Origin of the sequence: Novosphingobium sp. Chol11, assembly GCF_900218065.1 — a bacterium.
GTDB classification, from domain to species: Bacteria; Pseudomonadota; Alphaproteobacteria; order Sphingomonadales; family Sphingomonadaceae; genus Sphingobium; species Sphingobium agri.
Map to the genome: position 1 here is coordinate 815083 of NZ_OBMU01000001.1, position 24593 is coordinate 839675.

The window sequence follows — 24593 nt, forward strand, 5'->3', positions numbered from 1 at the left end:
GGGCGGCGCAACCCTACAGAGAAGGTATGTGCAGATGCTGGATCAGGACATGAAGAACAAGATTGCGGCCGGTAACGGCTTTATCGCCGCGCTCGACCAGAGCGGCGGGTCGACGCCCAAGGCGCTCAAGGGCTATGGCATCGAGGAAGGCGCGTGGAGCAATGACGAGGAGATGTTCGGCCTCATCCACGATATGCGCAGCCGCATCATCACCTCGCCCTGCTTCACCGGTGAAAAGGTGATCGGCGCGATTCTGTTCGAACGGACGATGGACGGCGAAGCGGGCGGCAAGCCCGTGCCCCAGGCGCTGATCGAGCGCGGCGTGGTGCCCTTCATCAAGATCGATAAGGGTCTGGAGGATGAGGCGAACGGCGTTCAGATGATGAAGCCGATGCCGGAACTCGACGCGCTGCTGAAGCGGGCCAAGTCGCTCGGCGTGTTCGGCACCAAGGAGCGTTCGGTTATCAATCTCGCCAACCGCGAGGGCATCGCGGCCATCGTCAAGCAGCAGTTTGAGGTCGGCGCGCAGGTATTGGCCGCTGGCCTGATGCCGATGCTGGAGCCCGAGATCAACATCAAGAGCCCCGAGCGCGCAGAGGCTGACCAGATTCTGCTGGAGGAACTGCTCAAGGGCCTGGACGCACTGCCCGAAGGCCAGCAGGTGATGCTGAAGCTGTCGCTGCCCGCGAAGGCTGGCTTGTTCGATCCGCTCGTCGATCATCCCAAAGTGTTGCGCGTCGTGGCGCTGTCGGGCGGCTTCTCGCGTGCCGAAGCCTGCGTCGAGCTGGCGAAGAATCGCGGCATCATCGCGAGCTTCAGCCGTGCGCTGCTGAACGACCTGCGCCACCAGATGAGCGAGGACGAGTTCAACGGCTCGCTAGGGCAGGCGATTGACGAAATCCACGCTGCCTCGACCAACAAGGCGGCTTGACCTCACATGACGGCCGCTGGCGACATTGGTCCAGCGGCCGTCCTTCGCCTGGGCGGCGGGGATGTGGAGAGGATGCGGGCGGCAAATGCGCTGTTCGCTGAGGTGTTCGATGATCCGCAATCCTATGCGGCTCAGCCCCCGCCAGATCGCTATCTGCGCGATCTGCTGGCCGACCCGCGCTTCGTCGCGTTGGTGGCGGTGGAGGGTGAGCGGATCATTGGCGCGCTTGCCGCTTATGAGTTGCGCAAGTTTGAGCAGCAGCGCAGCGAAATCTATATCTATGACCTGGCGGTCGCGGCGGATCGGCGGCGGCAGGGTGTCGCCACGGCCTTGATCGACGCGCTGCGTCCCATCGCCATCGCGGCTGGAGCATGGGTCATCTATGTGCAGGCCGATCTGGAAGATGAGCCCGCGGTCGCGCTTTATACAAAGCTTGGCTCGCGCGAAGATGTGCTGCATTTCGACATCGCGCCACGCGGATAGCGCCATTAGGGACGGAACTAGCTGGCCATGGCCTTCAACGCCTGCGCGTCATGGATCGCGTCCGCATTGATGTCGTTATTGAAAAAGGCCCAAACGGCGCGGCCTTGGCGAGCCTGGTCATTCATCCAACCCGCCCATTCGCGCAGGTCATCCTCGGCATAGCGGCCCCAATATTTGCCTTTCCCGCCATGGAAGCGAACATAGGCGGCGTGGCCCGTGGCGATACGCGGGCTCGCTGATCCGGGCATGTCATGTACGCAGAAGCTTGCGCCATGGCGGTCGAGCAGATCGTAGGTGGTGTGTTCGTACCAGCTGCTGTGGCGAAACTCGAAGACGGGGACGATGTCCGGCGGCTGGAGCTTGAGGAAGCTGTCGAGCCGGTCGGGATTGAAGGTGAGGCTGGGCGGAAGCTGGTAGAGGATTGGGCCCAGCGTAGGGCCGAAATGACGGAAGGACGCCATCATCCGCTCCATCGGCTCCTCGCAATGAGTAAGCTTCAGAGCCTGTGTGAGATAGCGGTTTGCCTTGACCGCATAGCCGAAGCCGGGCGGCGCCTGGTCGCGCCAGCCATCGACGGTCTCCGGCTTTGGAAGGCGGTAGAAGCTGTTGTTGATCTCCACCGTGCCGAAATGTTCGGCGTAGAAGGCGAACCAGCGCTTCATCGCCAGTTTTTCGGGGTAGAAGGCGCCGCGCCAGTGGCGATAGTTCCATCCCGAGCAGCCGATCCTGATCATGAAAGGACAAGCCGCCGGACCTGGACGCGGTTCCATTCTTTTCCTTGGACGTCGAAACGCGCTAAGGGCTGCGCATGACCGATTTCACCGACGAAGAGCTGGCGCTCGACCCGCATTTTGCCGACCAGTTCGAAAAGGGTTTCCGCCCGCCCTGCCAGCTTTACCTGATCTCGCCGCCCGCGATCGATGAAGGTTTCGTGACGCAGCTCGCAGAGGCTCTGGACGGCGGCAAGGTTGCGGCGTTCCAGTTGCGGCTGAAAGGTCTGGACGAAGACGCGATCGCCCGCGCGGCAGAGCCGTTGCAAAAATTGTGCGCGGAGCGGGAGGTTGCCTTCATCATCAACGACAGCGTTGCCCTGGCCAAAAGGCTGGGCGCGGATGGCGTGCATCTGGGGCAGGGGGATGGCGATCCGCGAGAGGCGCGGAAGATTTTGGGGCCCAAGGTGCAGATCGGCGTCACGTGCCATGACAGCCGTCACCTTGCGATGGAAGCGGGGGAGGCGGGGGCGGATTATGTCGCCTTCGGAGCCTTTTATCCCACCACGACCAAGGACACCCATCATCGGCCGGAACCTTCGATCCTCAGCTGGTGGACCACATTGTTCGAACTGCCCTGTGTCGCGATCGGAGGGGTAACGGCGGACAATGCCGCGCCGTTGGTGGAAGCAGGGGCCGACTTCCTGGCGGTAAGCAGCGCGGTGTGGGCGCATCCGGATGGCCCGCGCGCGGGCGTTGCAGCGTTTTCGGCTGTGCTTGGTGGGGCCCAGGAGGTGACGCCCTCGCGCTGAACCTGTCAAAGGCTCCGTATTTCTTGAGGAAGGAAGGGGCTTTGACGGGCTCAGCCCGAGCGGGTTGAATATTTGGATTGAATTTGCCCTGCTTTAATTAGGCCTGCTGGATGCTGTTTGATCGAGGGAGGAAGCTTTCCCGGGCTTTGCGCGTTTCTCTTCCCGAACTTCGGGAGAGCATTGCCTTGAAAACATATCTGCTCGCGATCACGCTGCTTTGCACGGCTTGCAAGGTGTCTGTCACTGACGCGAATGAAAGCGGGGGCGCGCCTCCTGGGAACCAGACGGACGCGGCGCAGCAGGGCGCAGCAGCCAAGCCCGCGTCCGATCCCTACGCCTTCACCATCGTTCCGGAGCCCGGCGGCACGCCAGCGCGCGCGGATTCGATCTTGCAGGCGCAGGTGGCGCTTGACCGGGCGGGCTTTTCTCCCGGCGTGCTCGACGGGAAGGAAGGCATGTCCTTCACCGCCGCGCTGAAGGGTTTCCAGGAGGCCAAGGGCCTGCCGGAGACAGGCAAATATGATGACGCGACGGCCAAGGCCCTGCTGGGTGACAAGCCGCCGCCAGCGACATGGCTGGTGACGATCCCTGCGGAGTTCGCCCGTGGGCCGTTCACCGCCATCCCCAAGGAATATGCCGATCAGGCCAAGCTGCCTGCGCTTGGCTATCGCAACCTCATCGAAAAACTGGCCGAGCGTTTCCATACCAAGCCTGAAGTGCTGGTGGCGTTGAATGCACCCAACACGAAGCTAGGGCCCGGAGCTACCGTGCGCGTGCCTGCCGTGGGCAACCAGCCGGTGGCCCAGATCGAGGGAGATGAGCGCGGCTGGGGCACTACGCTGGCCAGCCTGGCGGTCGCCAAGGACCAGCCCCAGGCCGATCATGTCGTCGTCGACAAATCCGACGGCGTGCTGCGCGTTTTCGACAAGGCCAACAAGCTGATCGCGCAGTTCCCCGCGACCATGGGATCGGAACATGATCCGCTGCCGCTTGGTACATGGGAGATCAAGGGGATCAGCCGTAATCCCGATTTCCACTATAATCCCGACCTGTTCTGGGATGCCGACGCCAAGGATGAAAAGGCGGTGTTGAAGCCTGGGCCGAATGGGCCTGTCGGGGTGGTTTGGATCGACCTTTCGAAACAGCATTATGGTATCCATGGCACGCCTGAGCCCCAGACGATCGGCCGTACCGAAAGCCATGGATGCATCCGCCTCACCAACTGGGATGCGGCGCGGCTGGCGCAAATGGTGAAGAGCGGGGTCCAGGCGGTATTCCAGGCATGAGGAGGCCAGGACGGCGAGGATGTTTTGGCATTTTACTCGCCGTCCTGCTGCTGCTCCTGTTCCTGAAAATGTGCGTTCGGATCGTTCCGGGAGACGGGCCTGAGCAGCGCGCCGTGCCCGAACGCCCGGCCGCGGCTGAGGCGGGGGCGCTTCTGATCCCGGTCGAGGGCGTGCCCCCAAGCGCGCTAACCGACACCTTTACCCAGGCGCGAGCAGGTGGTGTCCGGCCGCATGATGCGATCGACATCATGGCGGCGCGTGGCAGGGCCGTGCTGGCGGCTGCGGACGGGCGTATAGAGAAGCTGTTCACCAGCGCGGATGGCGGGTTGACCATCTATGAGCGGTCGCCCGACGGCCGCCGCATCTATTATTATGCGCATCTGGACGGCTATGCCCCCGGACTGGCGGAGGGGCAGATGGTCAAGCGGGGGCAGAAGATCGCAACGGTAGGCAGCACCGGCAATGCCGATCCGGCGGCGCCGCACCTGCATTTTGCCGTCAATGAAATCGCGCCGGGGGAACCATGGTACAGGGGGCGGGCGATCAATCCCTATCCCTTGCTGGCGCGGCCGATCCGATGAGCCCACTTGCCCTTATCGGCGGCACGATGTAGAGGCGCGGCCAGCCTTTTTACATGAGGCCGGCTCTTTTCACCTTCAGACATATAGGCAGGCTCTTCCCATGAAGATCAGCGGCGTCGAGATTCGTCCCGGCAACAATATCGAATATGACGGAAGCCTGTGGCGGGCCGTCAAGATCCAGCACACCCAGCCCGGCAAGGGTGGCGCCTATATGCAGGTGGAACTGAAGAACCTGATCGACGGGCGCAAGAATAACGTGCGTTTCCGGTCGGCTGAAACGGTTGAACGCATCCGCCTCGACACCAAGGATTTCCAGTATCTTTATGCCGAAGGCGACATGCTCGTCTTCATGGACACGGAAACCTATGAGCAGATCAACCTGCCGCAGGACCTGGTGGGTGACGCGTCCGCTTTCCTGCAGGACGGCATGATGGTCATGCTGGAAATGTACGAGGAACGCCCGATCTCCGTGCAGCTGCCCGAAACGGTCGAGGCGACCGTGGTCGAGGCGGACGCGGTGGTGAAGGGGCAGACCGCTTCGGCCAGCTACAAGCCCGCGATCCTCGACAATGGCGTGCGCGTCATGGTGCCGCCGCATATCGTGACCGGAACGCGCATCATCGTCGATGTGTATGAGCGGGAATATGTGAAGCGGGCTGATTGAACTGCTGATTGTTCCCCTCCCGCAGGCGGGAGGGTCGAACGGAGGCACGTGACTCCGTTCGAGGGTGGGCGCGAGCGTCAGCGAGCCCTTGCCTCGTTCAAAGCGTTACATGCGATTGCTACGCAATCGTGCCCACCCCCGGCCCCTCCCGCTTGCGGGAGGGGGGAGATTGAGTAAATGGTATCCCATTCCGGCCTTCTCACCGTCATGGAACGCGCCGCTCGCAAGGCTGGCGCGAAGCTGCGGCGGGACTTTGGCGAAGTCGAACATCTGCAGGTGTCGCGCAAGGGACCGGCGGACTTCGTGTCCAAGGCCGATCAGCAGGCGGAGCGCACCCTGGTCGAGGAGCTTCAGAAGGCACGGCCGGACTGGGGCTTCCTGCTGGAAGAGGGCGGGGTGATCGAGGGTGATCCCAACAAGCCGCGCTGGATCATCGACCCGCTCGACGGCACCAGCAACTTCCTGCACGGCATTCCGCATTTCGCGATTTCCATCGCCGTGGAAGAGCCCCTTTATAGCGGCAACAAGCGGGAAGTGACGACCGGCCTCATCTATCAGCCAGTGACGGATGAAAGCTATTGGGCGGAAAAGAGCCGCGGCGCGTGGCGGCATGACCAGCGCCTGCGCGTGTCAGCGCGCCGGGACCTGGGCGACTGCCTGATCGCCACCGGCATTCCGTTCATGGGCCATGGCGATTTTGCCCAATGGACGCGCATCTTCGGCGCCGTAGGTCCGTCGGTAGCCGGTATAAGGCGCTTCGGCGCGGCTTCGCTGGATCTCGCTCATGTGGCTTCCGGGCGGTATGACGGTTTTTGGGAAAGCGGGTTGCAACCCTGGGATGTGGCTGCGGGCATATTGCTGGTGCGTGAGGCCGGGGGCTTCGTCACTGACTTTCGTGGCGGGGATCAGCCGATCGAGCGCAAGGAAGTCATCGCGGGCAATGACGCCATCCATAGCAAGCTGCACAAGCTTGTTGCCGGAGCGCTGCGCTGAGGCAGGCAATCGTTTCTGCGTACAAGAAGTAAACTCTTGCGAATCATTCTCATGGCGGGGGGCCTTGCTTCGCTTATGCGGCAGGCCTAAAGCGCGCCCATATTCATTTTCGCCCAGGGGATTCCGTTGGTCGATCTAGCCCAATATCTGCCGATCCTTATCTTTCTCGGGATCGCCTTGCTTCTTTCAGGGGCATTCGTGTTCCTGCCGATGCTGGTCGGCCGCCTGACGGGCGCGCATCAGCCCGATCCGGCAAAGCTGTCGGAATATGAGTGCGGCTTCCCGGCGTTCGAGGAACCGCGCAGCCAGTTCGACGTGCGATTCTATCTGGTCGCGATCCTGTTCATCATCTTCGACCTGGAAGCGGCGTTTCTCTATCCCTGGGCGGTCAGCCTGGATCAGATCGGCTGGGCCGGCTGGGCGACGATGATGATCTTCATAGCGGAGCTAGTGCTGGGCCTCGTCTATGCGTGGAAGAAGGGAGCCCTCGATTGGGAGTAGAACTGACCAGTCCCGCGCCCGGCACGATGTTGCCCGCGGGGACGCAGCCCGACCAGAATTTCTTCAACGCGCTGAACAGCGAGGTCAGCGACAAGGGCTTCCTCGTCACGTCGACCGAAGAGCTTTTCCAATGGGCTCGGACCGGTTCGCTGTGGTGGATGACCTTTGGCCTTGCCTGCTGCGCGGTGGAGATGATCCACGTCAACATGCCGCGTTACGACATGGAGCGGTTCGGCGCCGCGCCGCGCGCTTCCCCGCGCCAGTCGGACGTGATGATCGTCGCGGGAACGCTGTGCAACAAGATGGCTCCGGCGTTGCGCAAGGTTTACGATCAGATGTCCAATCCGAAATATGTCATTTCGATGGGCAGCTGCGCCAATGGCGGCGGCTATTATCACTACAGCTATTCGGTAGTGCGCGGCTGTGACCGGATCGTGCCGGTCGACATATATGTGCCGGGCTGCCCTCCGACTGCCGAAGCGCTGTTGTATGGCGTGATGCAGTTGCAGCGGAAGATCCGCCGGATCGGGACGATTGAGCGCTGATATGGGTCATTCTGCACCGAAGATCGTGAACCCGGACGGGCTCGCGGACAAGATCGCCGGACTGTTGGGTTCGATGCTGATCGAAGCGGTCGATCATGCCGATGAGCTGAGCTTCACCGTCGTGCGCGAGCGGCTAGCCGAGGCGCTGGATGTCCTGCGCGTTCAGGGTGAATATCAGCAGTTGATGGAAATCGCAGGCGTCGATTATCCTGAGCGGGCCGAGCGGTTCGAGGTCTGCTATCATCTGCTGTCGGTCACCAGGAACCATCGCATCCGCGTCAAGGTAACGACCGACGAGGATCAGCCCGTCCCTACCGTCACGCACATCTGGCCCGTCGCGGGCTGGCTGGAGCGCGAGGTGTTCGACATGTACGGTGTGATCTTCGAGGGCAATGCCGACCTGCGCCGCATCCTGACCGACTATGGGTTCAAGGGGCATCCGCTCCGCAAGGACTTCCCGCTGACCGGCTATGTCGAGATGTGGTATTCCGAAGAGGATAAGCGCGTCGTCTACAAGCCGGTGAAGCTGGCCCAGGATTTCCGCCAGTTCGATTTCATGAGCCCGTGGGAAGGCGCAGAATATGTGCTGCCGGGCGATGAAAAGGCGCCGCAGGCTCCGGGCGCGCCCTCGCCCGTGGCAGCGCCGCCTCCGCCGCCTGCCGCGCCGAAGGGAGAGCCTGCTGGCGCGACGCCCAAGGTGACGGAAAAGTCCGAAGATACCGGTGCGGGCGAACCGGCGAACAGCAAGGGGCATGAAAAGTCCCCCAATGCTCCGGTGCAGCCTGAACACAATACCGACGAAGGCAAAGGCGCCGCCAAGCCCGAGGACAAAGGCTAATGTCCACCTATCTCGACGAACTCGAACATAAGACCAGCGTGGACGATCCGACGCTGGGCGATACCGAGATCCAGAATTATACGATCAACTTCGGTCCGCAGCATCCTGCGGCGCACGGCGTGTTGCGCCTTGTCATGGAGTTGGACGGCGAGATCGTGGAGCGTTGCGATCCGCATGTCGGCCTGCTCCATCGCGGCACCGAAAAGCTGATCGAATATAAGACCTATCTTCAGGCGCTGCCCTATTTCGACCGGCTCGACTATTGCTCGCCCATGGGGATGGAGCACAGCTATGTGCTGGCGGTCGAGAAGCTGCTGAACCTGGAGGTGCCGCTCCGCGCGCAATATCTGCGCGTGTTCTTCGCGGAACTGACACGCATCAAGAACCACATGCTGAACCTTGGCAGCCATGTCATGGACGTCGGCGCGATGACGCCGAACCTGTGGCTGTTCGAACTGCGCGAAGACTGCATGAATTTCTATGAGCGGGCTTCGGGCGCGCGCATGCATGCGGCTTATTTCCGGCCGGGCGGCGTCCATCAGGATGTGCCGCTGAAGCTGCTGACAGACATCGCCGACTGGCTCGACACGCGCCTGCCGCGCTTGTTCGAAGACGCCATCAGCCTCGTTGCGGACAATCGCATCTTCAAGCAGCGTAACGTCGATATCGCCGTGGTGAGCAAGGAAGATGCGCTGAAATGGGGCTTTTCTGGACCCATGCTGCGTGGTTCGGGCATCGCATGGGATTTGCGCAAGTCGCAGCCCTATGACGTCTATGACCGCATGGACTTCGACATTCCGGTCGGCACCAATTTCGACTGCTACGACCGCTTCATGGTCCGCGTCGAGGAAGTCCGCCAATCTGCGCGCATCATGAAGCAGTGCCTTAATGAGATGCCGGTAGGTCCGGTACTCTCGCTTGACCGCAAGGTGGCACCGCCGCGCCGGGGCGAGATGAAGCGCTCGATGGAAGCGTTGATCCACCATTTCAAGCTGTACACTGAAGGCTTCCACGTTCCGGCGGGTGAAGTCTATGTGGCGACCGAAAGCCCCAAGGGCGAGTTTGGCGTCTATCTGGTGAGCGATGGGACCAATTCGCCCTATCGCTGCAAGATCCGCCCGACGGCTTTTTCGCACTTGCAGGCGATGGATTTCATGATGAAGGGCCACATGCTGGCCGACACAACCGCCGTCCTTGGCGCGATGGACATCGTGTTCGGAGAATGTGACCGCTAATGGCTGACGCAGTTCATATCCCTGACGAAGCGGAAACGCGCGCCCGCTGGGGCAATTTCGCGTGGACGGCGGACAATGCCGAACAGGCGAAGAAGGTTATCGCGCGTTATCCCGCCGGCCGTCAGCAATCGGCGGTGATGCCGCTGCTCGACCTTGCCCAACGCCAGGTTGGTGCGGAAACGCAGACCCAGGGCTGGCTGCCCGTGCCGGTGATGGAATATATCGCTGACCAGCTCGATATGCCGTACATGCGGGTTTACGAGGTCGCGACCTTCTACACCATGTACAACCTTGCGCCGGTCGGCCGCTATCATGTGCAGGTTTGCGGTACGACGCCCTGCATGCTGCGCGGTTCGGACGATGTCTTCTCGGCCTGCAAGAACAAGGGGCTGGTGAAGGGTGGTACGACGCCGGACGGCCTGTTCACACTGACAGAAGTCGAGTGTCTGGGCGCCTGCGCCAACGCGCCAATGGTGCAGATCAACGACGATAATTTCGAAGACCTGACCTATGACAGCATGAGCGCGATCCTCGACGATCTCGCCTCTGGCAAGCAGCCCAAGATCGGGCCGCAGATCGAGCGTCAGACGAGCTGCCCGGAAGGTGGGCCGACCACGCTCAGGGAAATGGTTTCCGAAAATCATGACTATAGGGGGCAGTGGTAATGAGCGACGTCATCGCGCCGCTGGCCGACAAGGACCGCATCTTCACCAACGTCTATGGCTTCCAGGACTGGGGCATCGACGCGGCGATGAAGCGCGGCGATTGGGATAATACCAAGGCGCTGCTGGAGATCGGCCAGGACGAAATCATTGAGCGCATCAAGGCTTCGGGCCTGCGCGGCCGTGGCGGGGCGGGCTTCCCCACCGGCATGAAGTGGAGCTTCATGCCCAAGGAAAGCAAGGATGGCCGTCCGAGCTTCCTGGTTATCAACGCGGACGAGTCCGAGCCGGGTTCGTGCAAGGACCGCGAGATCATCCGCCACGACCCGCACAAGCTGATCGAGGGCGCGCTGGTCGCCGGTTTCGCGATGCGCGCGCGTGCTGCTTATATCTATATCCGCGGCGAGTTCATCTATGAGGCGAAGGTACTCTTCGCCGCTGTCGAGCAGGCTTATGAAAAGGGCTTCCTTGGCAAGAACGCATGCGGTTCGGGTTATGATTTCGACGTCTTCGTCCATCGTGGCGCGGGCGCCTATATCTGTGGTGAGGAAACCGCGCAGATCGAGAGCCTGGAAGGCAAGAAGGGCCAGCCGCGCCTGAAGCCGCCTTTTCCGGCGGGCGCGGGGCTTTATGGCTGCCCGACGACCGTGAACAACGTGGAATCGATCGCGGTGTCGCCGACGATCCTGCGTCGTGGATCGGAATGGTTCTCCAGCTTCGGCCGCGAAGGGAACAGGGGCACGAAGCTGTTCCAGATCAGCGGCCATGTGAACAAGCCCTGCGTCGTGGAAGAGTCGATGGGCATCAGCTTCAAGGAGCTGATCGACCGGCATTGCGGCGGCATTCGCGGTGGTTGGGACAATCTGCTGGCCGTGATCCCCGGCGGATCGTCGGTGCCGCTGGTTCCGGCCGCACAGATCATGGACGCGCCGATGGACTTTGATGGTCTGAAGGCGCTCGGGTCGGGTCTCGGCACGGCAGCGGTCATCGTCATGGACAAGTCGACCGACATCGTCCGCGCGATCAGCCGTTTGTCCTACTTCTACAAGCATGAAAGCTGCGGCCAGTGCACGCCCTGCCGCGAAGGCACGGGCTGGATGTGGCGCGTGATGGAACGGCTGCGTTCGGGCGAGGCGGACATCGGCGAGATCGACATGCTCCAGCAGGTCACCAAGCAGGTTGAAGGCCACACCATCTGCGCGCTCGGCGATGCGGCGGCCTGGCCGATCCAGGGCCTGATCCGGCATTTCCGCCCCGAGATCGAGCGGCGGATCAATGAGAATAAGGGTAGCGCCCCCGTCATGGAGGCAGCGGAGTAATCATGCCCAAGGTCAAAGTAGACGGCGTAGAACTCGAAGTTCCGGCGGGCGCGACGGTCCTGCAGGCGTGCGAGATGGCGGGGAAGGAAATTCCGCGCTTCTGCTATCATGAGCGCCTGTCCATCGCGGGCAATTGCCGCATGTGTCTGGTCGAGGTAAAGCCTGGGCCGCCCAAGCCGCAGGCGAGCTGCGCGCTGCCCGCCGCCGATAATCAGGAAATCTTTACCCAGACCGAGATGGTCAAGAAGGCGCGCGAAGGGGTGATGGAGTTTCTCCTCATCAACCACCCGCTCGATTGCCCGATCTGCGATCAGGGCGGCGAGTGCGACCTTCAGGACCAGTCGGTGGCCTATGGCCGTGGCGGCAGCCGCTTCGAAGAGAATAAGCGCGCCGTTACCGAGAAATATATGGGTCCGATCGTCAAGACGGTCATGACCCGCTGCATCCAGTGCACCCGCTGCGTACGCTTTGCCGAGGAAGTCGCTGGTGTGCCGGAAATCGGCGCCATCTATCGCGGCGAGAATATGCAGATCACCACTTATCTCGAACATGCCGCCAAGAGCGAGCTGTCGGGCAATGTGGTCGACCTGTGCCCGGTCGGCGCGCTGACGTCGAAGCCCTATGCGTTCGAAGCGCGTCCCTGGGAGTTGCGCAAGACCCCTGCGATCGACGTGATGGATGCGGTCGGCACCAACATTCGTCTCGATAGTCGTGGCCGTCAGGTGCTGCGCGCCGTGCCGCGCATCAACGATGACGTGAATGAAGAGTGGGCGAGCGACAAGACTCGGCACAATGTCGACGGTCTGGTGCGCAAGCGGCTCGACAAGCCCTTCGTGCGCAAGGATGGCAAGCTGGTTCCCGCGACGTGGGAAGAGGCGTTCAAGGCGATAGCCGCCGTCCAGCATGGCGGTTCGGTTGCGGCACTGGCGGGTGATCTGCTCGATTGCGAGACGATGTTCGCGGGCAAGCTGCTCGTCGAGAAGCTCGGTGGATCGATGCTGGAAGGTCGGCAGACGGGCCTGGCCTATGATGTGTCGAGCCTGTCGGCGGTCAACTTCAACACGACGCTGAATGGCATTGAGACGGCAGACGTGATCCTGCTGGTCGGCACCAACCTGCGCTGGGAAGCGCCGCTGGTGAACACGCGCATCCGCAAGGCGATCAAGAAGGGCGCGAAGGTCTTTGCGCTCGGGCCGCAGGTCGATCTGACCTACAAGGTCGAATGGCTGGGCAATGATGCGTCGCTGCTGGCGAAGCTTCCGGAAGCTGTGGTCGAGGCATTCGGCAGGGCGGCGCGTCCGGCGATGATCGTCGGCGGCGGCGTGCTGGCCAAGGATGGTGCGCATGGCGATACGCTGGCGCTGGTCGAGACGCTGGGCCTGATCAAGGATGGTTGGAACGGCTATAACGTGCTGCACTTCGCGGCGGCGCGCATGGGCGGTCTGATGCTGGGCTATGCGACCACGGGCGGGATCAAGGCCGTGGCTGCGGCCAAGCCGAAACTGCTCTTCTCTCTCGGTGCGGACGAGGCCGATTATTCGGCATTCGACGACAGCTTCAAGGTCTATGTCGGCCACCATGGCGACAAGGGCGCGCATGCGGCGGACGTCATCCTGCCTGGCGCCAGCTATGCCGAGAAGGCGGGCACCTATGTCAACCTGGAGGGCCGGGTGCAGCGCGGTGAAAAGGCCGTGTTCGCGCCGGGCGATGCGCGCGAGGACTGGTCGATCCTGCGCGCGCTTTCCGAAGTGCTGGGCGCGACGCTGCCGTTCGACAGCTTCGACGCATTGCGGGCGGAGATGGCGAAGGCGGTTCCGGCGCTTGGGGTCGAAGGTCTCGCCGATTATGGCTGGTCCGTGCCGTCGCTGCCCACCGGGGCGAGCGGGGAGTTCGGTTCGCCGATCAAGGATTTCTATCTGACCAACGCCATCTGCCGCGCCAGCCCGACGATGCAGCAATGCTCGGCCGAACTGATCCATGGGACAAGCTTCGCGGAGGCCGCAGAGTGACCGCTTTCTTTCAAAATTGGGGGCTTCCCTTCAACGGAGCGTGGCTGCTGTCCACGGTGATCGGCATATTGGTGATTGCCCTGCCGTTGATGCTGGCAGTGGCCATGATCATCTATGCCGATCGCAAGATTTGGGCGGCGATGGCGCTGCGCCGTGGTCCCAACGTCGTCGGACCCTTCGGGCTGCTTCAGTCCTTTGCGGACGGGGCGAAGGTGTTCCTGCAGGAAACCATCATCCCTTCGGCCGCTAACCGTGCGCTCTTCCTGATCGCGCCGATCATCACCTTCACCGTGGCACTGATCGCCTGGGCGGTGATCCCGTTCCAGGCGGGCGTGGTGCTGGCGAACATCAATGTCGGCTTGCTGTACATCCTCGCGATCAGTTCGCTCGGCGTGTACGGCATCGTGCTGGCGGGTTGGGCGTCGAACTCGAAATATCCCTTCTACTCGGCCATTCGCGCGAGCGCGCAGATGATCAGCTATGAAGTCTCGATCGGCTTCATCCTGGTCTGCGTCGTGCTGTGGGCGGGGAGCTTCAACCTGACGGCGATCGTGGAGAGCCAGCGCGGCTATTATGGCTTCATCAACGGCCATGCGTTCAATCCGCTGCTGTTCCCGATGTCGATCATGTTCCTGGTGTCGGCCATGGCGGAAACCGGCCGAGCGCCGTTCGACCTGACCGAAGCGGAAAGCGAACTGGTCGCAGGCTACCAGACCGAATATTCGTCCATGTCGTTCGCGCTCTACTGGCTCGGCGAATATGCGAACGTCATTCTGATGTGTGCGCTTAACGCCATTCTCTTCTGGGGCGGATATCTGCCGCCGATCGACTGGGCGCCGCTTTACTATGTGCCGGGCATCATCTGGCTTTTCGCCAAGATTCTCTTCTTCTTCTTCGTCTTTTCCTGGGTGAAGGCGACGGTGCCCCGTTACCGCTATGACCAGCTGATGCGGCTGGGCTGGAAAGTGTTCCTGCCGGTGTCGCTCTTCTTCGTCTTCCTGGTATCGGGCTTCCTGATGTTTACGCGCTACGGAGGCGCTCAATGAGCCTCGGCTATTACGTCAAATCCTTCACGCTCTGGGAGTTTGTGAAGGCGCACGCTTTGACCTTGAAGTATTTTTTCAAGCCCAAGGCGACGATCAACTATCCCTATGAGAAGAACCCGATTTCGCCGCGGTTCCGGGGGGAACATGCGCTGCGCCGCTATCCCAATGGGGAAGAGCGCTGCATCGCATGCAAGCTGTGCGAGGCGGTGTGCCCGGCTCAGGCGATCACCATCGAGGCGCAGCCGCGCGATGACGGCAGCCGCCGTACGACGCGCTACGACATCGACATGACCAAGTGCATCTATTGCGGCTTCTGTCAGGAAGCCTGCCCGGTGGATGCCATTGTCGAGGGGCCAAATTTCGAGTTCTCGACCGAAACCCGCGAAGAACTTATCTACGACAAGGCGAAGCTCCTTGAAAATGGCGACAAATGGGAACGCGCGCTCGCCGCGAACCTTGCCGCCGATGCCCCCTATCGTTAAGCCGCGACCCGATCGAAGAGGATATATGATCCTGTGATTCACGTGCTTGCCTTTTACCTGTTCGCCACATTGGTGGTGTGCAGCGGCGCGCTGACGATCCTGTCGCGCAACCCCGTTCATTCGGTGCTGTGGCTGATCCTGGCGTTCTTCAACGCGGCGGGGCTGATGGTGCTGCTCGGCGCCGAGTTCATCGCGATGCTCCTCGTCATCGTTTATGTGGGCGCGGTCGCCGTCTTGTTCCTGTTCGTCGTGATGATGCTCGACATCGACTTCGCGGAATTGCGGGCCGGTTTCGTCGACTATCTGCCCTTTGGCATGCTGATCGCGCTGGTTCTGCTGGCGGAGATCGTTCTGGGGATCGGCATCTGGAGCGCTGGGCCGATCGAACTGGCGCAGCGCGCGGCTCCGGTGAACCCGGAAATGTCGAACATACAGGCGATCGGAACGCTGCTTTACACGCGTTACATCTTCCTGTTCGAAGCGGCAGGCATCGTGCTGCTGGTAGCCATGATCGGCGCGATCGTGCTGACCCATCGTGCACGCGGCGGCGTCAAGGGCCAGAACATCGCCCGTCAGAACCGCCGCCGTCCGCAGGATGCCGTGCGCAACGTCAATCAGCCCGTGGGGCAGGGGGTGGAGCTGTGATCGGCCTTCAGCACTATCTGGTCGTCAGTGCGATCCTCTTCGTGATGGGGGTGCTGGGCATCTTCATCAACCGCAAGAATGTCATCATCATCCTGATGGCGATCGAATTGATCCTCTTGAGCGTGAACATCAACCTTGTCGCCTTCAGCGCCTTCCTCGGCGATCTGGTGGGCCAGGTGTTCAGCATGTTCGTGCTGACCGTCGCGGCGGGTGAGGCGGCCATCGGCCTTGCCATCCTCGTCATCTATTTCCGTGGTCGCGGCACGATTGCCGTCGATGATGTCAACCGGATGAAGGGCTAAAGCTCGATGATCCAGCTTATCGTCCTTCTCCCGCTCATCGCGGCTGTCATCGCGGGCCTTGGCAACAAGGCGCTGGGGAAGCTGCCCGCGAAGATCATCACCACCGGCGCGCTGTTCGTTTCCTGCGCGCTTAGCTGGCCAATCTTCATCAGCTTCCTGACCGGCCATGCCGAACCCTATGTGGCCCCGGCCTTCACCTGGATCCAGTCGGGCAGCTTTGACGCGCAATGGGCGCTGCGTGTGGACGCGATGACGGCGGTCATGCTGGTGGTCATCACCAGCGTGTCGAGCCTCGTTCATCTCTACAGCTGGGGCTATATGGAGGAGGAGCCGGATCAGCCGCGCTTCTTTGCCTATCTGTCGCTCTTCACCTTCGCGATGCTGATGCTCGTTACGGCGAACAATCTGCTTCAGATGTTCTTCGGTTGGGAAGGCGTGGGCCTCGCCTCCTATCTGCTGATCGGTTTCTGGTTCCGTAAGCCCTCCGCAAACGCGGCCGCGATCAAGGCGTTCGTCGTGAACCGCGTCGGTGACCTCGGCTTCATGCTCGGCATTTTCGGCACCTATCTGGTGTTCAACACCATCTCGATCCCGGAGATTTTGGAAGCCGCGCCCTCGATGGCCGGTTCCACTATCGGCTTCCTGGGCTATCGCTTCGACACGATGACCGTGCTCTGCCTGCTGCTGTTCATCGGCGCGATGGGCAAGTCGGCGCAGCTCGGCCTGCACACCTGGTTGCCGGACGCGATGGAAGGCCCGACGCCTGTGTCGGCGCTGATCCACGCGGCGACCATGGTGACTGCGGGCGTGTTCATGGTGTGCCGCCTGTCGCCGATGTTCGAGGTGTCGCCGACAGCGCTTGGTTTCGTGACCTTTATCGGCGCTGCCACCTGCCTGTTCGCGGCGACGGTTGGGACGGTGCAGAACGACATCAAGCGGGTTATCGCTTATTCGACCTGTTCGCAGCTCGGCTATATGTTCTTCGCGGCAGGCGTCGGCGCTTATGGAGCGGCGATGTTCCACCTGTTCACGCACGCTTTCTTCAAGGCGCTGTTGTTCCTGGGGGCAGGCTCGGTCATCCATGCCATGCATCATGAACAGGACATGCGTTATTATGGTGCGCTGCGTAAGGAAATCCCGGTCACCTTCTGGACGATGACGCTGGGCACGCTGGCGATCACGGGTGTCGGCATTCCACTGCTGGGCTATGGTTTTGCGGGCTTCTATTCGAAGGACGCGATCCTGGAATCGGCATTCGCCGCAGGTGGCTATGGCACCGGGGCGTTCCTGGTCGGTGTATTCGCCGCGCTGCTCACCAGCTTCTATAGCTGGCGTCTGGTGTTCCTCACCTTCTTCGGCAAGCCGCGCTGGGCCGCATCAGAGCATATCCAGCATGCGATTCATGGGCATCATGAATCGCCGGACGAAGAAACCGCTCATGACGATCATGCGACGCATGGTCATGGGTCGGAGCATGCCAACGCTCCCGCTCAGGAAAATGCGGGCCATGATCCGCACGGACATGAAGCGGACGCGCATGCGCTGCACGGCGGAACCGGTGGCTACCACCCACATGAGAGCCCTTGGGTCATGTTGTTGCCGCTCGTTGTGCTCAGCCTGGGCGCGGTGTTCGCGGGCTTCCTCTTCCATGACCAGTTCATCGGAGCCGAAGGCGGCATCGAGTTCTGGAAGGGCGCCCTGGCGTTCGACAGCCATTTGATGCATGCCGCGCATGAGGTCCCGACCTGGGTCAAATTCTCACCCTTCGCGGTCATGCTGACCGGCTTTGTGATCGCGTGGCTGAGTTACATCAAGAATACCGATTGGCCGCGCCGGTTCGTGGCGGAGTTCGGTGTGCTGTACCGCTTCCTGCTCAACAAATGGTATTTCGACGAGCTGTATCACTTCCTGTTCGTCAAGCCTGCCTTCGCCATCGGCCGCTTCTTCTGGAAGTTCGGTGATGTGGGCTTCATCGACCGCTTCGGGCCCAATGGGCTCGCCGCGCTGGTCGTGCAGGGCAACAAAGTCACCCGTCGGCTACAGTCCGGCTACCTCTACACTTACGCGTTGGTGATGCTGATCGGCCTCGCCGCGGCCGCAACCTGGGCGATGACACGATAATGGACGGCTTCCCCATCCTTTCCCTGATGATGGCAGTGCCGATGGCGGGGGCCATCGCCTGTCTCTATGCGGGCGCGAACACGGCGCGCTGGATAGCGTTGTTGGCGACGCTGGTCGATCTGGCGCTGGGCGTCTTGCTGTGGGCGAATTTCGACCAGTCGGGCAGCGCTGCGCAGTGGCAGTTCCAGGAATATGCGCCGATCTTCGGGCGTTTCGCCTGGGCGTTGGGCATCGACGGCATCGCCCTGGTGCTGATCATGCTGACCGTCTTCCTGATGCCGATCTGCATCGGGGCGAGCTGGGAAGCGATCCAGAAGCGGGTGGGCGAATATATGGCAGCCTTCCTGTTCATGGAGGTGCTGATGATCGGCGTCTTCACGGCGCAGGATATCTACCTCTTCTACGTGATGTTCGAAGCTGGCCTGATCCCGATGTATCTGATCATCGGCATCTGGGGCGGGGCGGATCGCATCTACGCGTCTTACAAATTCTTCCTGTATACGCTGCTCGGATCGGTGCTGATGCTGATCGCGATGATGTGGATGGTGCATGAAGCAGGCACCACCGACATCCCGACGCTGATGGCCTATAATTTCGATCCGCATGTGCAGATCTGGCTGTTCCTTGCCTTCTTCGCGAGCTTCGCGGTCAAGATGCCGATGTGGCCGGTGCATACCTGGCTGCCTGATGCGCACGTGCAGGCGCCGACGGCCGGCTCGGTCATTCTGGCGGGCGTGCTGCTGAAGATGGGTGGCTACGGCTTCATCCGCTTTTCGCTCCCGATGTTCCCGGAAGCATCGGCGCAGCTCGCCTGGCTGGTCTGGGGTCTGTCTATGGTGGCCGTGGTTTACACCAGCCTCGTCGCGCTGGTGCAGACCGACATGAAAAAGCTGATCGCCTATTCGTCGGTTGCGCACATGGCGATCGTGACGGTCGGCCTGTTCGCCTTCAACCAGGCGGGGATCGAAGGCGCGATGATGGTGATGCTGGGCCACGGCCTGGTGTCGGGCGCGCTGTTCCTGTGTGTCGGCGTCATCTACGACCGGCTGCACACGCGTGAGATTTCGCGCTATGGCGGGCTCAGCATCAACATGCCGAAATATGCGGTCCTGTTCCTGCTGTTCACCATGGCGTCGGTCGGTCTTCCGGGCACGAGCAACTTCGTCGGTGAGTTCCTAGCGCTGATGGGCATTTATCAGGCGTCGAGCTGGGTAGCGCTGGTCTGCACGACGGGTATCATTTTAGGCGCGGCCTATATGCTCTATCTCTATCGCCGGATCGCTTATGGCGAGCAGAAGAATGCCGACGCTGCCGCAATGCCTGATTTGTCGATGCGGGAAATGTGGCTGCTGGCGCCGATCGCCGCCGCCGTGCTGTGGATGGGCATCTATCCTGAGAGCTTCCTGGCGCCGATGCGGTCCGATATCCGCGCGCTGGAGGCCCGCATCGCCTCTGCGGCTCCGGTGGGTGATAGCAGGATCAAGATGGGTCCCGCCGTCCCAAAGGCTGAAGCGCATCACGGCGAAGACCATAGCGCTATGTCCCATGAAAAAGCGTCGGGGGAGGCGCACTGATGATTGATTCCGCTTCCCTTCTTGCCGTTCTGCCGGAGCTTGTCCTGACAGCGGGCGGCTTGGTCCTGCTGCTGACGGCTGCTTTTGGCGGTGATGGCACCGCACGCGTAGTGAACTGGCTGTCGGTGCTCACGCTTCTCGTCGCGGGTCTGATGCTGCCGGTGTCTATGGAGCATGGCCCGCTGGCATTTGACGGGCTGGTGCGCGCGGATGCCTTCTCGATCTTTGCCAAGGCGCTTATCTACGCCTCGGCGGGCGCCGCGATCCTGCTCGCGCCGCGCTATTTCGCTGCTGGTGGTGCAGTGCGTCCGGAATATCCGGTTCTGATCCTGTTCAGCAGCGTCGGCATGGGCATGATGGTGTCGGCCGGTGACCTGCTGACCCTCTATGTCGGGTTGGAGATGCAGAGCCTTGCCGCCTATGTGCTGGCGAGCTTCATGCGGCAGGATGAGCGGTCTTCCGAGGCTGGCCTTAAATATTTTGTGCTGGGGTCGCTGGCGAGCGGCATCCTGCTCTATGGCACGGCGTTGCTATACGGTTTCACCGGCAGCACGAGCTTTGATGGCATCGCGGTGGCGCTGGGCGATGGCGTGGGCAAGGGCGAGCTGTTCGGCATGGTGTTCCTGCTGGCTGGCCTTGCGTTCAAGATGAGCGCGGTTCCGTTCCACATGTGGACGCCCGACGTCTATGAAGGCGCGCCGACGCCAGTCACGACCTTCTTCGGCAGCGCGCCCAAGGTGGCAGCGATGGCGCTCACCGTGCGCGTCGCGATCGAAGCGCTTGGGCCCGCTGGGCTCGACTGGCAGCAGATCGTGATCTTCGTGGCGCTGGCTTCGATCATCTTCGGCGCGGTGGCGGCGATCGGCCAGACGAACATCAAGCGGCTGATGGCCTATTCGTCGATCAACAATGTCGGCTTTGCGCTGATCGGCCTTGCTGCGGCGACGCCTGCGGGCGTGGCGGCGACGATGAGCTATATGGCGATCTATGTCGTCATGACGATCGGTGCTTTTGCCTGCATCCTGCAGATGCGTGATGCGCAAGGCCGTCCGGTGGAAAGCATCGCAAGCCTGGCGGGCCTGTCGCAGTCGCGCAAGGGACTGGCCGCTGCACTGGGGATCTTCATGTTCTCCATGGCCGGCATCCCGCCGCTGTTCGGCTTCTGGGCCAAGTTCCTTGTGTTCGATGCGGCGGTCGCGGCGGGTCTCACTGCGCTGGCGGCATTCGGCATCGCGGCTTCCGTGATCGGCGCTTTCTACTATCTGAAGATCATCAAGACGATGTACTTCGATGAACCGGCTACCGCCTATGAGGCGCGGGGCGGGGCGGTCGAAAATGTCATCCTGACCGCCTGCGCGGTGGTGATCGTCGTCGGATATCTGTTGAACCCGGTGCTCGATCAAGCGAGCGCGGCGGCTGCGGCGTCGCTGTTCTGAGCGACATCCGCTTCGTCGAAGAGACCGGATCAACCAACGCCGACATGCTGGCGTTGGCGGATCAGGGCGTGGCGGAAGGAACATGGCTGCGTGCGGGCCGTCAGGTCGGCGGGCGAGGCCGCATGGGGCGGACCTGGGAAAGTCCTACGGGCAATCTCTATTGTTCCACACTGGTGCGGCTGCGCGCGGGCGATCCGCCTGCTCATCTACTTGCGCTCGTCGCGGCGAACGCGGTTCATGCGCTCGTTGCTCCATCGTGCGACGGGCAGGCGCGGATCAAATGGCCCAATGATGTCCTGGTCAATGGCGCGAAGATCGCGGGTATCCTCCTCGAACGGGCAGGCGACGCGATTGTTGTCGGCATCGGCATCAATGTCGTGGATCATCCGGCCGGGTTGGACAGGCCTGTCACAAGTCTTGCAGCGCAAGGTGCCGCTGATGCAGAAGCGGGAGCGCTGCTGGAGAGGTTGGCGCAATTGTTCGGGCATTGGCTGGCTGTCTGGCGGGCTCAAGGGTTGGAGCCAGTGCGGGCGCACTGGTTGCTGAACGCTCATCCGAAGGGCACGGCAATGCGGGTCGTGCAGCCTGACGGCGAGACGATCGAAGGGGCTTTCGATACGCTTGACCAGCAAGGCATGCTGATCCTCCGCTTGGCGAATGGCGGCACACGTGCCATTCATGCGGGCGACATCCTACTCATCTGATATCCGGGGACGGGCCATGCTTCTCGCGATCGACGCGGGCAATACCAATGTGGTTTTCGCGCTGCTTGACGGGCGTGAGATCCGTGCGCGCTGGCGGATCGCGACAGACCCGCGCCGGACGGCGGACGAATATGCGGTGTGGCTGAACCAGTTGCTGATGCTGGAGGGCTATGGCATCGCGGATGTCGATGCGGTGATCATCGCCACGGTCGTGCCGCGCGCGCTGCATAATCTTCAGGTGCTGGCGGAGAAATATTTCAAGACGGCTGCGCTGGTCGCGGGGCAGGCGCCGGTAGAATGGGGGGTGGAACTTGATGTCGCGGAGCCTGCTTCCGTCGGGGCGGACCGGGTTGTCAACGCCATCGCTGCGCACCATCTATATGAAGGCGATTTGATCGTCATAGATTTTGGGACTGCAACGACTTTCGACGTCATCGACTATCAAGGGACGTACAAGGGCGGGATCATCGCGCCCGGTATCAACCTGTCGCTCGACGCGCTGGTAGCGGCGGCCGCCAAGCTTCCGAAGATCGCCATTGCGCCACCGGAGAACCGTTCGGTTATCGGTCGGACCACCGAAGCGCAGATGCATATCGGGGTATTCTGGGGCTATGTGGCGATGATGGAAGGGCTGGCTGCCCGGATGCGGGCGGAGATTGGCCGTCCGGCCAAGGTGATTTCGACAGGCGGCCTTGCCGTCCTGTTCGATGAGAATAGCGAAATTTTCGATGCGATCGCGCCTGACCTCACAATTTTGGGCTTGGCGCTGTTGCACGAGCGGAGTTTGAAGAACTGATGACACCTAAAGACGAGCTGCTCTTCCTGGCCCTTGGCGGGTCGGGGGAGATTGGCATGAACGTCAATCTTTATGGCTGCCAGGGTAAGTGGGTGATGGTCGATCTAGGCCTGACATTCGCCGACCCGGCATATCCCGGCGTCGAACTGGTGCTGCCAGACCTGTCCTTTATCGAGGAGCGCCGTGAGGACCTGCTCGGCATCGTGCTCACCCATGGGCATGAAGATCATATCGGGGCAATACCCTATCTCGCCGCCGATCTGGGTGTGCCGCTCTATGCGACTCCGTTCACGGCGGGGCTGATCAGGCTGAAGCTGGAGGAAGAAGGCCTTATCAGCGAGCTCGAGCTTAACGTGATCGACAATGAGGGAAGCTTTGCCTTGGGGCCGTTCGGGTTCCGCTACGTGCCGCTGGCGCATTCGATCCCCGAAGGCAATGCGGTGTTAATCGACACCCCTCACGGACGCGTGTTCCATACCGGCGATTGGAAGATCGATGAGAAGCCAGTGCTGGGGCAGCCGTCGACGCCGGAAGAACTGACGGCGATTGGTGATGAAGGCGTGCTGGCGCTGGTGTGCGACAGTACCAACGTGTTCAATCCCGAGGCGAGCGGTTCCGAAGGAGACGTGCGCGAAGGGCTGATGCAGACGATCACCGGCGCGAAGGGGCGTGTGCTGGTCACGACCTTCGCCTCGAACGCCGCGCGTTTGCAGACGCTGGGCGAAGTGGCGAATGCCGTTGGACGCAAACTGTGTGTCGCGGGCAGGTCGCTCGACCGGATCATCTCGACCGCGAGGACGGCGGGTTATCTCAAGGATTTCCCGCCCACGGTCGACTGGGACGACGCGATGGCGCTGCCCCGCAACGAGGTGATGATTATCGCCACCGGAGGGCAGGGGGAAGCGCGGGCGGCGCTATCGCGGATCGCTTTCGACAGTCATCCAATCAAGCTCGATACCGGCGATCTCGTCGTTTTCTCGTCCAAGCAGATTCCGGGCAATGAAATCGCCATCGGGCGCATTCAAAATGCGCTGGCGGCGAAGGGCGTGCTGATGGTCACGGATCGTCAGGCGGAAGTGCATGTGTCGGGTCATCCGGGACGGCCGGAGCTTGAGGCCATGTATCGTTGGGTGCGGCCGCAGATTCTGCTGCCGGTGCATGGTGAGCGGCGGCATATGGCGGAGCAGGCGCGGCTTGGGCTTTCGAGCGGCGTCCCCAGCGCGATCGTCCAGTCCAATGGTGACCTGCTGCGGCTTGCGCCCAATGGCCCCGAGATCATCGGGCATGAGGCGACTGGGCGTCTGGTTCTGGATGGCGACGTGATCCTGCCTGCGGATGGATCAACGATGAATGAGCGGCGCAAGGTCGCATTGCACGGGCAGATCAGCGTCGCGGTGGCTCTCGATCGCAAGGGCAAGCTGATGGGCGAGCCAGCGCTGCGTACGCAAGGCGTGCCTGTGGAAGAGGACAAGGCTGCGTTTCTGGCCGAAGCCGCGGATGAGGCGGCGGAAGCTGTCGGCAAGGGCTCGCAGGAAGAAGAGGCGCTGCGTGAGCGGGTACGTCTGGCCGTGCGCCGGACGGCGACACGCTGGACGGGCAAGAAGCCCGTGGTGGACGTGCTCCTCATTCGGGCCTAAGGCTGCGCGCCATGAACTGGTACGCGATCCTCGCCATTTATGTGCTGTTCTGGGTCATCAGCGCGTTCATCGTCCTGCCGTTCGGCATCCGCACGCCCGATGAGACGGGTGAAGTGATGCTGACGGGACAGGCGGATAGCGCGCCCAGCAACTTCCGTCCCGGCATGGTAGCCGTTCGTGCTACGATCCTGTCGGCGGTGCTGTTCGGGCTATATTATGCCAACTATGTCGAGGGCTGGGTAACGCTGGAGCAGATCACGCGCCGTTCGTGAGGGGTTTCG

At 61.9% G+C, this 24593-nt stretch carries 26 protein-coding genes; 25 read left to right on the plus strand and 1 reads right to left on the minus strand.

The window, feature by feature from the left end; translation table 11 throughout:
• The first annotated feature begins 34 nt into the window (after positions 1-34).
• Positions 35-931: a fructose bisphosphate aldolase gene (locus NCHOL11_RS04115; protein ID WP_097091184.1), complete on the plus strand. Its 897-nt coding sequence runs from the start codon at positions 35-37 to the stop codon at positions 929-931.
• 24 nt (positions 932-955) lie between these two features.
• Positions 956-1414 (plus strand): AAC(3)-I family aminoglycoside N-acetyltransferase, encoded by a 459-nt coding sequence (locus NCHOL11_RS04120; protein WP_441339488.1) that lies wholly within the window; start codon positions 956-958, stop codon positions 1412-1414.
• A gap of 17 nt (positions 1415-1431) precedes the next feature.
• Here the strand turns inward: NCHOL11_RS04120 and NCHOL11_RS04125 are convergent, their stop codons facing one another.
• On the minus strand, positions 1432-2148 hold the full coding sequence (locus NCHOL11_RS04125; protein WP_097091186.1) for a DUF72 domain-containing protein: 717 nt from the start codon (positions 2146-2148) through the stop codon (positions 1432-1434).
• Positions 2149-2222: 74 nt separating this feature from the next.
• Between NCHOL11_RS04125 and thiE the strand changes: the two genes are divergently transcribed.
• The 23 genes from thiE (at position 2223) to NCHOL11_RS04240 (ending at position 24584) form a co-directional block, all read left to right on the plus strand.
• Positions 2223-2936 (plus strand): thiamine phosphate synthase, encoded by a 714-nt coding sequence (thiE, locus tag NCHOL11_RS04130; protein ID WP_097091187.1) that lies wholly within the window; start codon positions 2223-2225, stop codon positions 2934-2936.
• A 185-nt stretch (positions 2937-3121) separates the two neighbouring features.
• Complete coding sequence (locus NCHOL11_RS04135) at positions 3122-4222, plus strand: L,D-transpeptidase family protein (RefSeq protein WP_176502180.1); 1101 nt, start codon at positions 3122-3124, stop codon at positions 4220-4222.
• A complete protein-coding gene (locus NCHOL11_RS04140) occupies positions 4219-4803 on the plus strand; it encodes a M23 family metallopeptidase (RefSeq protein ID WP_097091189.1) in 585 nt (194 codons plus the stop codon). Before NCHOL11_RS04135 ends, NCHOL11_RS04140 begins: the two co-directional genes overlap by 4 nt.
• A gap of 100 nt (positions 4804-4903) precedes the next feature.
• On the plus strand, positions 4904-5467 hold the full coding sequence (gene efp / locus NCHOL11_RS04145; RefSeq protein WP_066515524.1) for an elongation factor P: 564 nt from the start codon (positions 4904-4906) through the stop codon (positions 5465-5467).
• Between the two features lie 177 nt (positions 5468-5644).
• Positions 5645-6460 carry an inositol monophosphatase family protein gene (locus tag NCHOL11_RS04150; protein ID WP_097091190.1) on the plus strand — a complete coding sequence of 272 codons (816 nt, stop codon included), beginning with the start codon at positions 5645-5647 and terminating at the stop codon, positions 6458-6460.
• Positions 6461-6586: 126 nt separating this feature from the next.
• Positions 6587-6961: an NADH-quinone oxidoreductase subunit A gene (locus NCHOL11_RS04155; RefSeq protein ID WP_097091191.1), complete on the plus strand. Its 375-nt coding sequence runs from the start codon at positions 6587-6589 to the stop codon at positions 6959-6961.
• The gene (locus NCHOL11_RS04160; RefSeq protein ID WP_380800685.1) at positions 6952-7506 is read left to right on the plus strand and encodes a NuoB/complex I 20 kDa subunit family protein; all 555 of its coding nucleotides are present in this window, start codon (positions 6952-6954) and stop codon (positions 7504-7506) included. Before NCHOL11_RS04155 ends, NCHOL11_RS04160 begins: the two co-directional genes overlap by 10 nt.
• 1 nt (position 7507) lies before the next feature.
• The gene (locus tag NCHOL11_RS04165; RefSeq protein WP_097091193.1) at positions 7508-8344 is read left to right on the plus strand and encodes an NADH-quinone oxidoreductase subunit C; all 837 of its coding nucleotides are present in this window, start codon (positions 7508-7510) and stop codon (positions 8342-8344) included.
• Positions 8344-9579 carry an NADH-quinone oxidoreductase subunit D gene (locus NCHOL11_RS04170; RefSeq protein ID WP_097091194.1) on the plus strand — a complete coding sequence of 412 codons (1236 nt, stop codon included), beginning with the start codon at positions 8344-8346 and terminating at the stop codon, positions 9577-9579. Before NCHOL11_RS04165 ends, NCHOL11_RS04170 begins: the two co-directional genes overlap by 1 nt.
• The gene (gene nuoE / locus NCHOL11_RS04175) at positions 9579-10244 is read left to right on the plus strand and encodes an NADH-quinone oxidoreductase subunit NuoE (protein WP_097091195.1); all 666 of its coding nucleotides are present in this window, start codon (positions 9579-9581) and stop codon (positions 10242-10244) included. The genes NCHOL11_RS04170 and nuoE overlap by 1 nt, the downstream gene beginning before the upstream one ends.
• Positions 10244-11560: an NADH-quinone oxidoreductase subunit NuoF gene (gene nuoF / locus NCHOL11_RS04180; protein WP_097091196.1), complete on the plus strand. Its 1317-nt coding sequence runs from the start codon at positions 10244-10246 to the stop codon at positions 11558-11560. Before nuoE ends, nuoF begins: the two co-directional genes overlap by 1 nt.
• A gap of 2 nt (positions 11561-11562) precedes the next feature.
• Positions 11563-13569, plus strand: a complete 2007-nt coding sequence (gene nuoG / locus NCHOL11_RS04185) for an NADH-quinone oxidoreductase subunit NuoG (RefSeq protein WP_097091197.1) — start codon at positions 11563-11565, stop codon at positions 13567-13569.
• Entirely contained in the window at positions 13566-14615 is a 1050-nt protein-coding gene (gene nuoH / locus NCHOL11_RS04190) for an NADH-quinone oxidoreductase subunit NuoH (RefSeq protein ID WP_097091198.1), read from the plus strand. The genes nuoG and nuoH overlap by 4 nt, the downstream gene beginning before the upstream one ends.
• Complete coding sequence (gene nuoI / locus NCHOL11_RS04195; RefSeq protein WP_097091199.1) at positions 14612-15097, plus strand: NADH-quinone oxidoreductase subunit NuoI; 486 nt, start codon at positions 14612-14614, stop codon at positions 15095-15097. Before nuoH ends, nuoI begins: the two co-directional genes overlap by 4 nt.
• A 33-nt stretch (positions 15098-15130) precedes the next feature.
• The gene (locus NCHOL11_RS04200; protein ID WP_097091200.1) at positions 15131-15742 is read left to right on the plus strand and encodes an NADH-quinone oxidoreductase subunit J; all 612 of its coding nucleotides are present in this window, start codon (positions 15131-15133) and stop codon (positions 15740-15742) included.
• Positions 15739-16044 carry an NADH-quinone oxidoreductase subunit NuoK gene (gene nuoK, locus NCHOL11_RS04205; protein ID WP_037463269.1) on the plus strand — a complete coding sequence of 102 codons (306 nt, stop codon included), beginning with the start codon at positions 15739-15741 and terminating at the stop codon, positions 16042-16044. Before NCHOL11_RS04200 ends, nuoK begins: the two co-directional genes overlap by 4 nt.
• Positions 16045-16050: 6 nt before the next feature.
• The gene (gene nuoL / locus NCHOL11_RS04210; protein WP_097091201.1) at positions 16051-18165 is read left to right on the plus strand and encodes an NADH-quinone oxidoreductase subunit L; all 2115 of its coding nucleotides are present in this window, start codon (positions 16051-16053) and stop codon (positions 18163-18165) included.
• Positions 18165-19739, plus strand: a complete 1575-nt coding sequence (locus NCHOL11_RS04215; RefSeq protein WP_097091202.1) for an NADH-quinone oxidoreductase subunit M — start codon at positions 18165-18167, stop codon at positions 19737-19739. The genes nuoL and NCHOL11_RS04215 overlap by 1 nt, the downstream gene beginning before the upstream one ends.
• Positions 19739-21175, plus strand: coding sequence for an NADH-quinone oxidoreductase subunit NuoN (gene nuoN / locus NCHOL11_RS04220; RefSeq protein ID WP_097091203.1), 1437 nt, complete (start codon positions 19739-19741; stop codon positions 21173-21175). The genes NCHOL11_RS04215 and nuoN overlap by 1 nt, the downstream gene beginning before the upstream one ends.
• A gap of 5 nt (positions 21176-21180) precedes the next feature.
• Complete coding sequence (locus tag NCHOL11_RS04225) at positions 21181-21879, plus strand: biotin--[acetyl-CoA-carboxylase] ligase (RefSeq protein ID WP_255254792.1); 699 nt, start codon at positions 21181-21183, stop codon at positions 21877-21879.
• A 16-nt stretch (positions 21880-21895) separates the two neighbouring features.
• Complete coding sequence (locus NCHOL11_RS04230; RefSeq protein ID WP_097091205.1) at positions 21896-22675, plus strand: type III pantothenate kinase; 780 nt, start codon at positions 21896-21898, stop codon at positions 22673-22675.
• Positions 22675-24312 (plus strand): ribonuclease J, encoded by a 1638-nt coding sequence (locus NCHOL11_RS04235; RefSeq protein ID WP_097091206.1) that lies wholly within the window; start codon positions 22675-22677, stop codon positions 24310-24312. The genes NCHOL11_RS04230 and NCHOL11_RS04235 overlap by 1 nt, the downstream gene beginning before the upstream one ends.
• Positions 24313-24323: 11 nt before the next feature.
• Positions 24324-24584: a DUF1467 family protein gene (locus NCHOL11_RS04240; RefSeq protein ID WP_097091207.1), complete on the plus strand. Its 261-nt coding sequence runs from the start codon at positions 24324-24326 to the stop codon at positions 24582-24584.
• Positions 24585-24593: the final 9 nt, after the last annotated feature.

Coding starts and splice junctions, on each gene's coding strand:
- NCHOL11_RS04215 (WP_097091202.1), top strand. CDS start 18,165: ATGGACGGCTTCCCCATCCTTTCCCTGATGATGGCAGTGCCGATGGCG.
- NCHOL11_RS04235 (WP_097091206.1), top strand. CDS start 22,675: ATGACACCTAAAGACGAGCTGCTCTTCCTGGCCCTTGGCGGGTCGGGG.
- NCHOL11_RS04140 (WP_097091189.1), top strand. CDS start 4,219: ATGAGGAGGCCAGGACGGCGAGGATGTTTTGGCATTTTACTCGCCGTC.
- NCHOL11_RS04230 (WP_097091205.1), top strand. CDS start 21,896: ATGCTTCTCGCGATCGACGCGGGCAATACCAATGTGGTTTTCGCGCTG.
- nuoL (WP_097091201.1), top strand. CDS start 16,051: ATGATCCAGCTTATCGTCCTTCTCCCGCTCATCGCGGCTGTCATCGCG.
- nuoG (WP_097091197.1), top strand. CDS start 11,563: ATGCCCAAGGTCAAAGTAGACGGCGTAGAACTCGAAGTTCCGGCGGGC.
- nuoE (WP_097091195.1), top strand. CDS start 9,579: ATGGCTGACGCAGTTCATATCCCTGACGAAGCGGAAACGCGCGCCCGC.
- nuoI (WP_097091199.1), top strand. CDS start 14,612: ATGAGCCTCGGCTATTACGTCAAATCCTTCACGCTCTGGGAGTTTGTG.
- NCHOL11_RS04115 (WP_097091184.1), top strand. CDS start 35: ATGCTGGATCAGGACATGAAGAACAAGATTGCGGCCGGTAACGGCTTT.
- nuoF (WP_097091196.1), top strand. CDS start 10,244: ATGAGCGACGTCATCGCGCCGCTGGCCGACAAGGACCGCATCTTCACC.
- NCHOL11_RS04240 (WP_097091207.1), top strand. CDS start 24,324: ATGAACTGGTACGCGATCCTCGCCATTTATGTGCTGTTCTGGGTCATC.
- NCHOL11_RS04165 (WP_097091193.1), top strand. CDS start 7,508: ATGGGTCATTCTGCACCGAAGATCGTGAACCCGGACGGGCTCGCGGAC.
- NCHOL11_RS04125 (WP_097091186.1), bottom strand. CDS start 2,148: ATGATCAGGATCGGCTGCTCGGGATGGAACTATCGCCACTGGCGCGGC.
- nuoN (WP_097091203.1), top strand. CDS start 19,739: ATGATTGATTCCGCTTCCCTTCTTGCCGTTCTGCCGGAGCTTGTCCTG.
- NCHOL11_RS04170 (WP_097091194.1), top strand. CDS start 8,344: ATGTCCACCTATCTCGACGAACTCGAACATAAGACCAGCGTGGACGAT.
- thiE (WP_097091187.1), top strand. CDS start 2,223: ATGACCGATTTCACCGACGAAGAGCTGGCGCTCGACCCGCATTTTGCC.
- NCHOL11_RS04150 (WP_097091190.1), top strand. CDS start 5,645: ATGGTATCCCATTCCGGCCTTCTCACCGTCATGGAACGCGCCGCTCGC.
- efp (WP_066515524.1), top strand. CDS start 4,904: ATGAAGATCAGCGGCGTCGAGATTCGTCCCGGCAACAATATCGAATAT.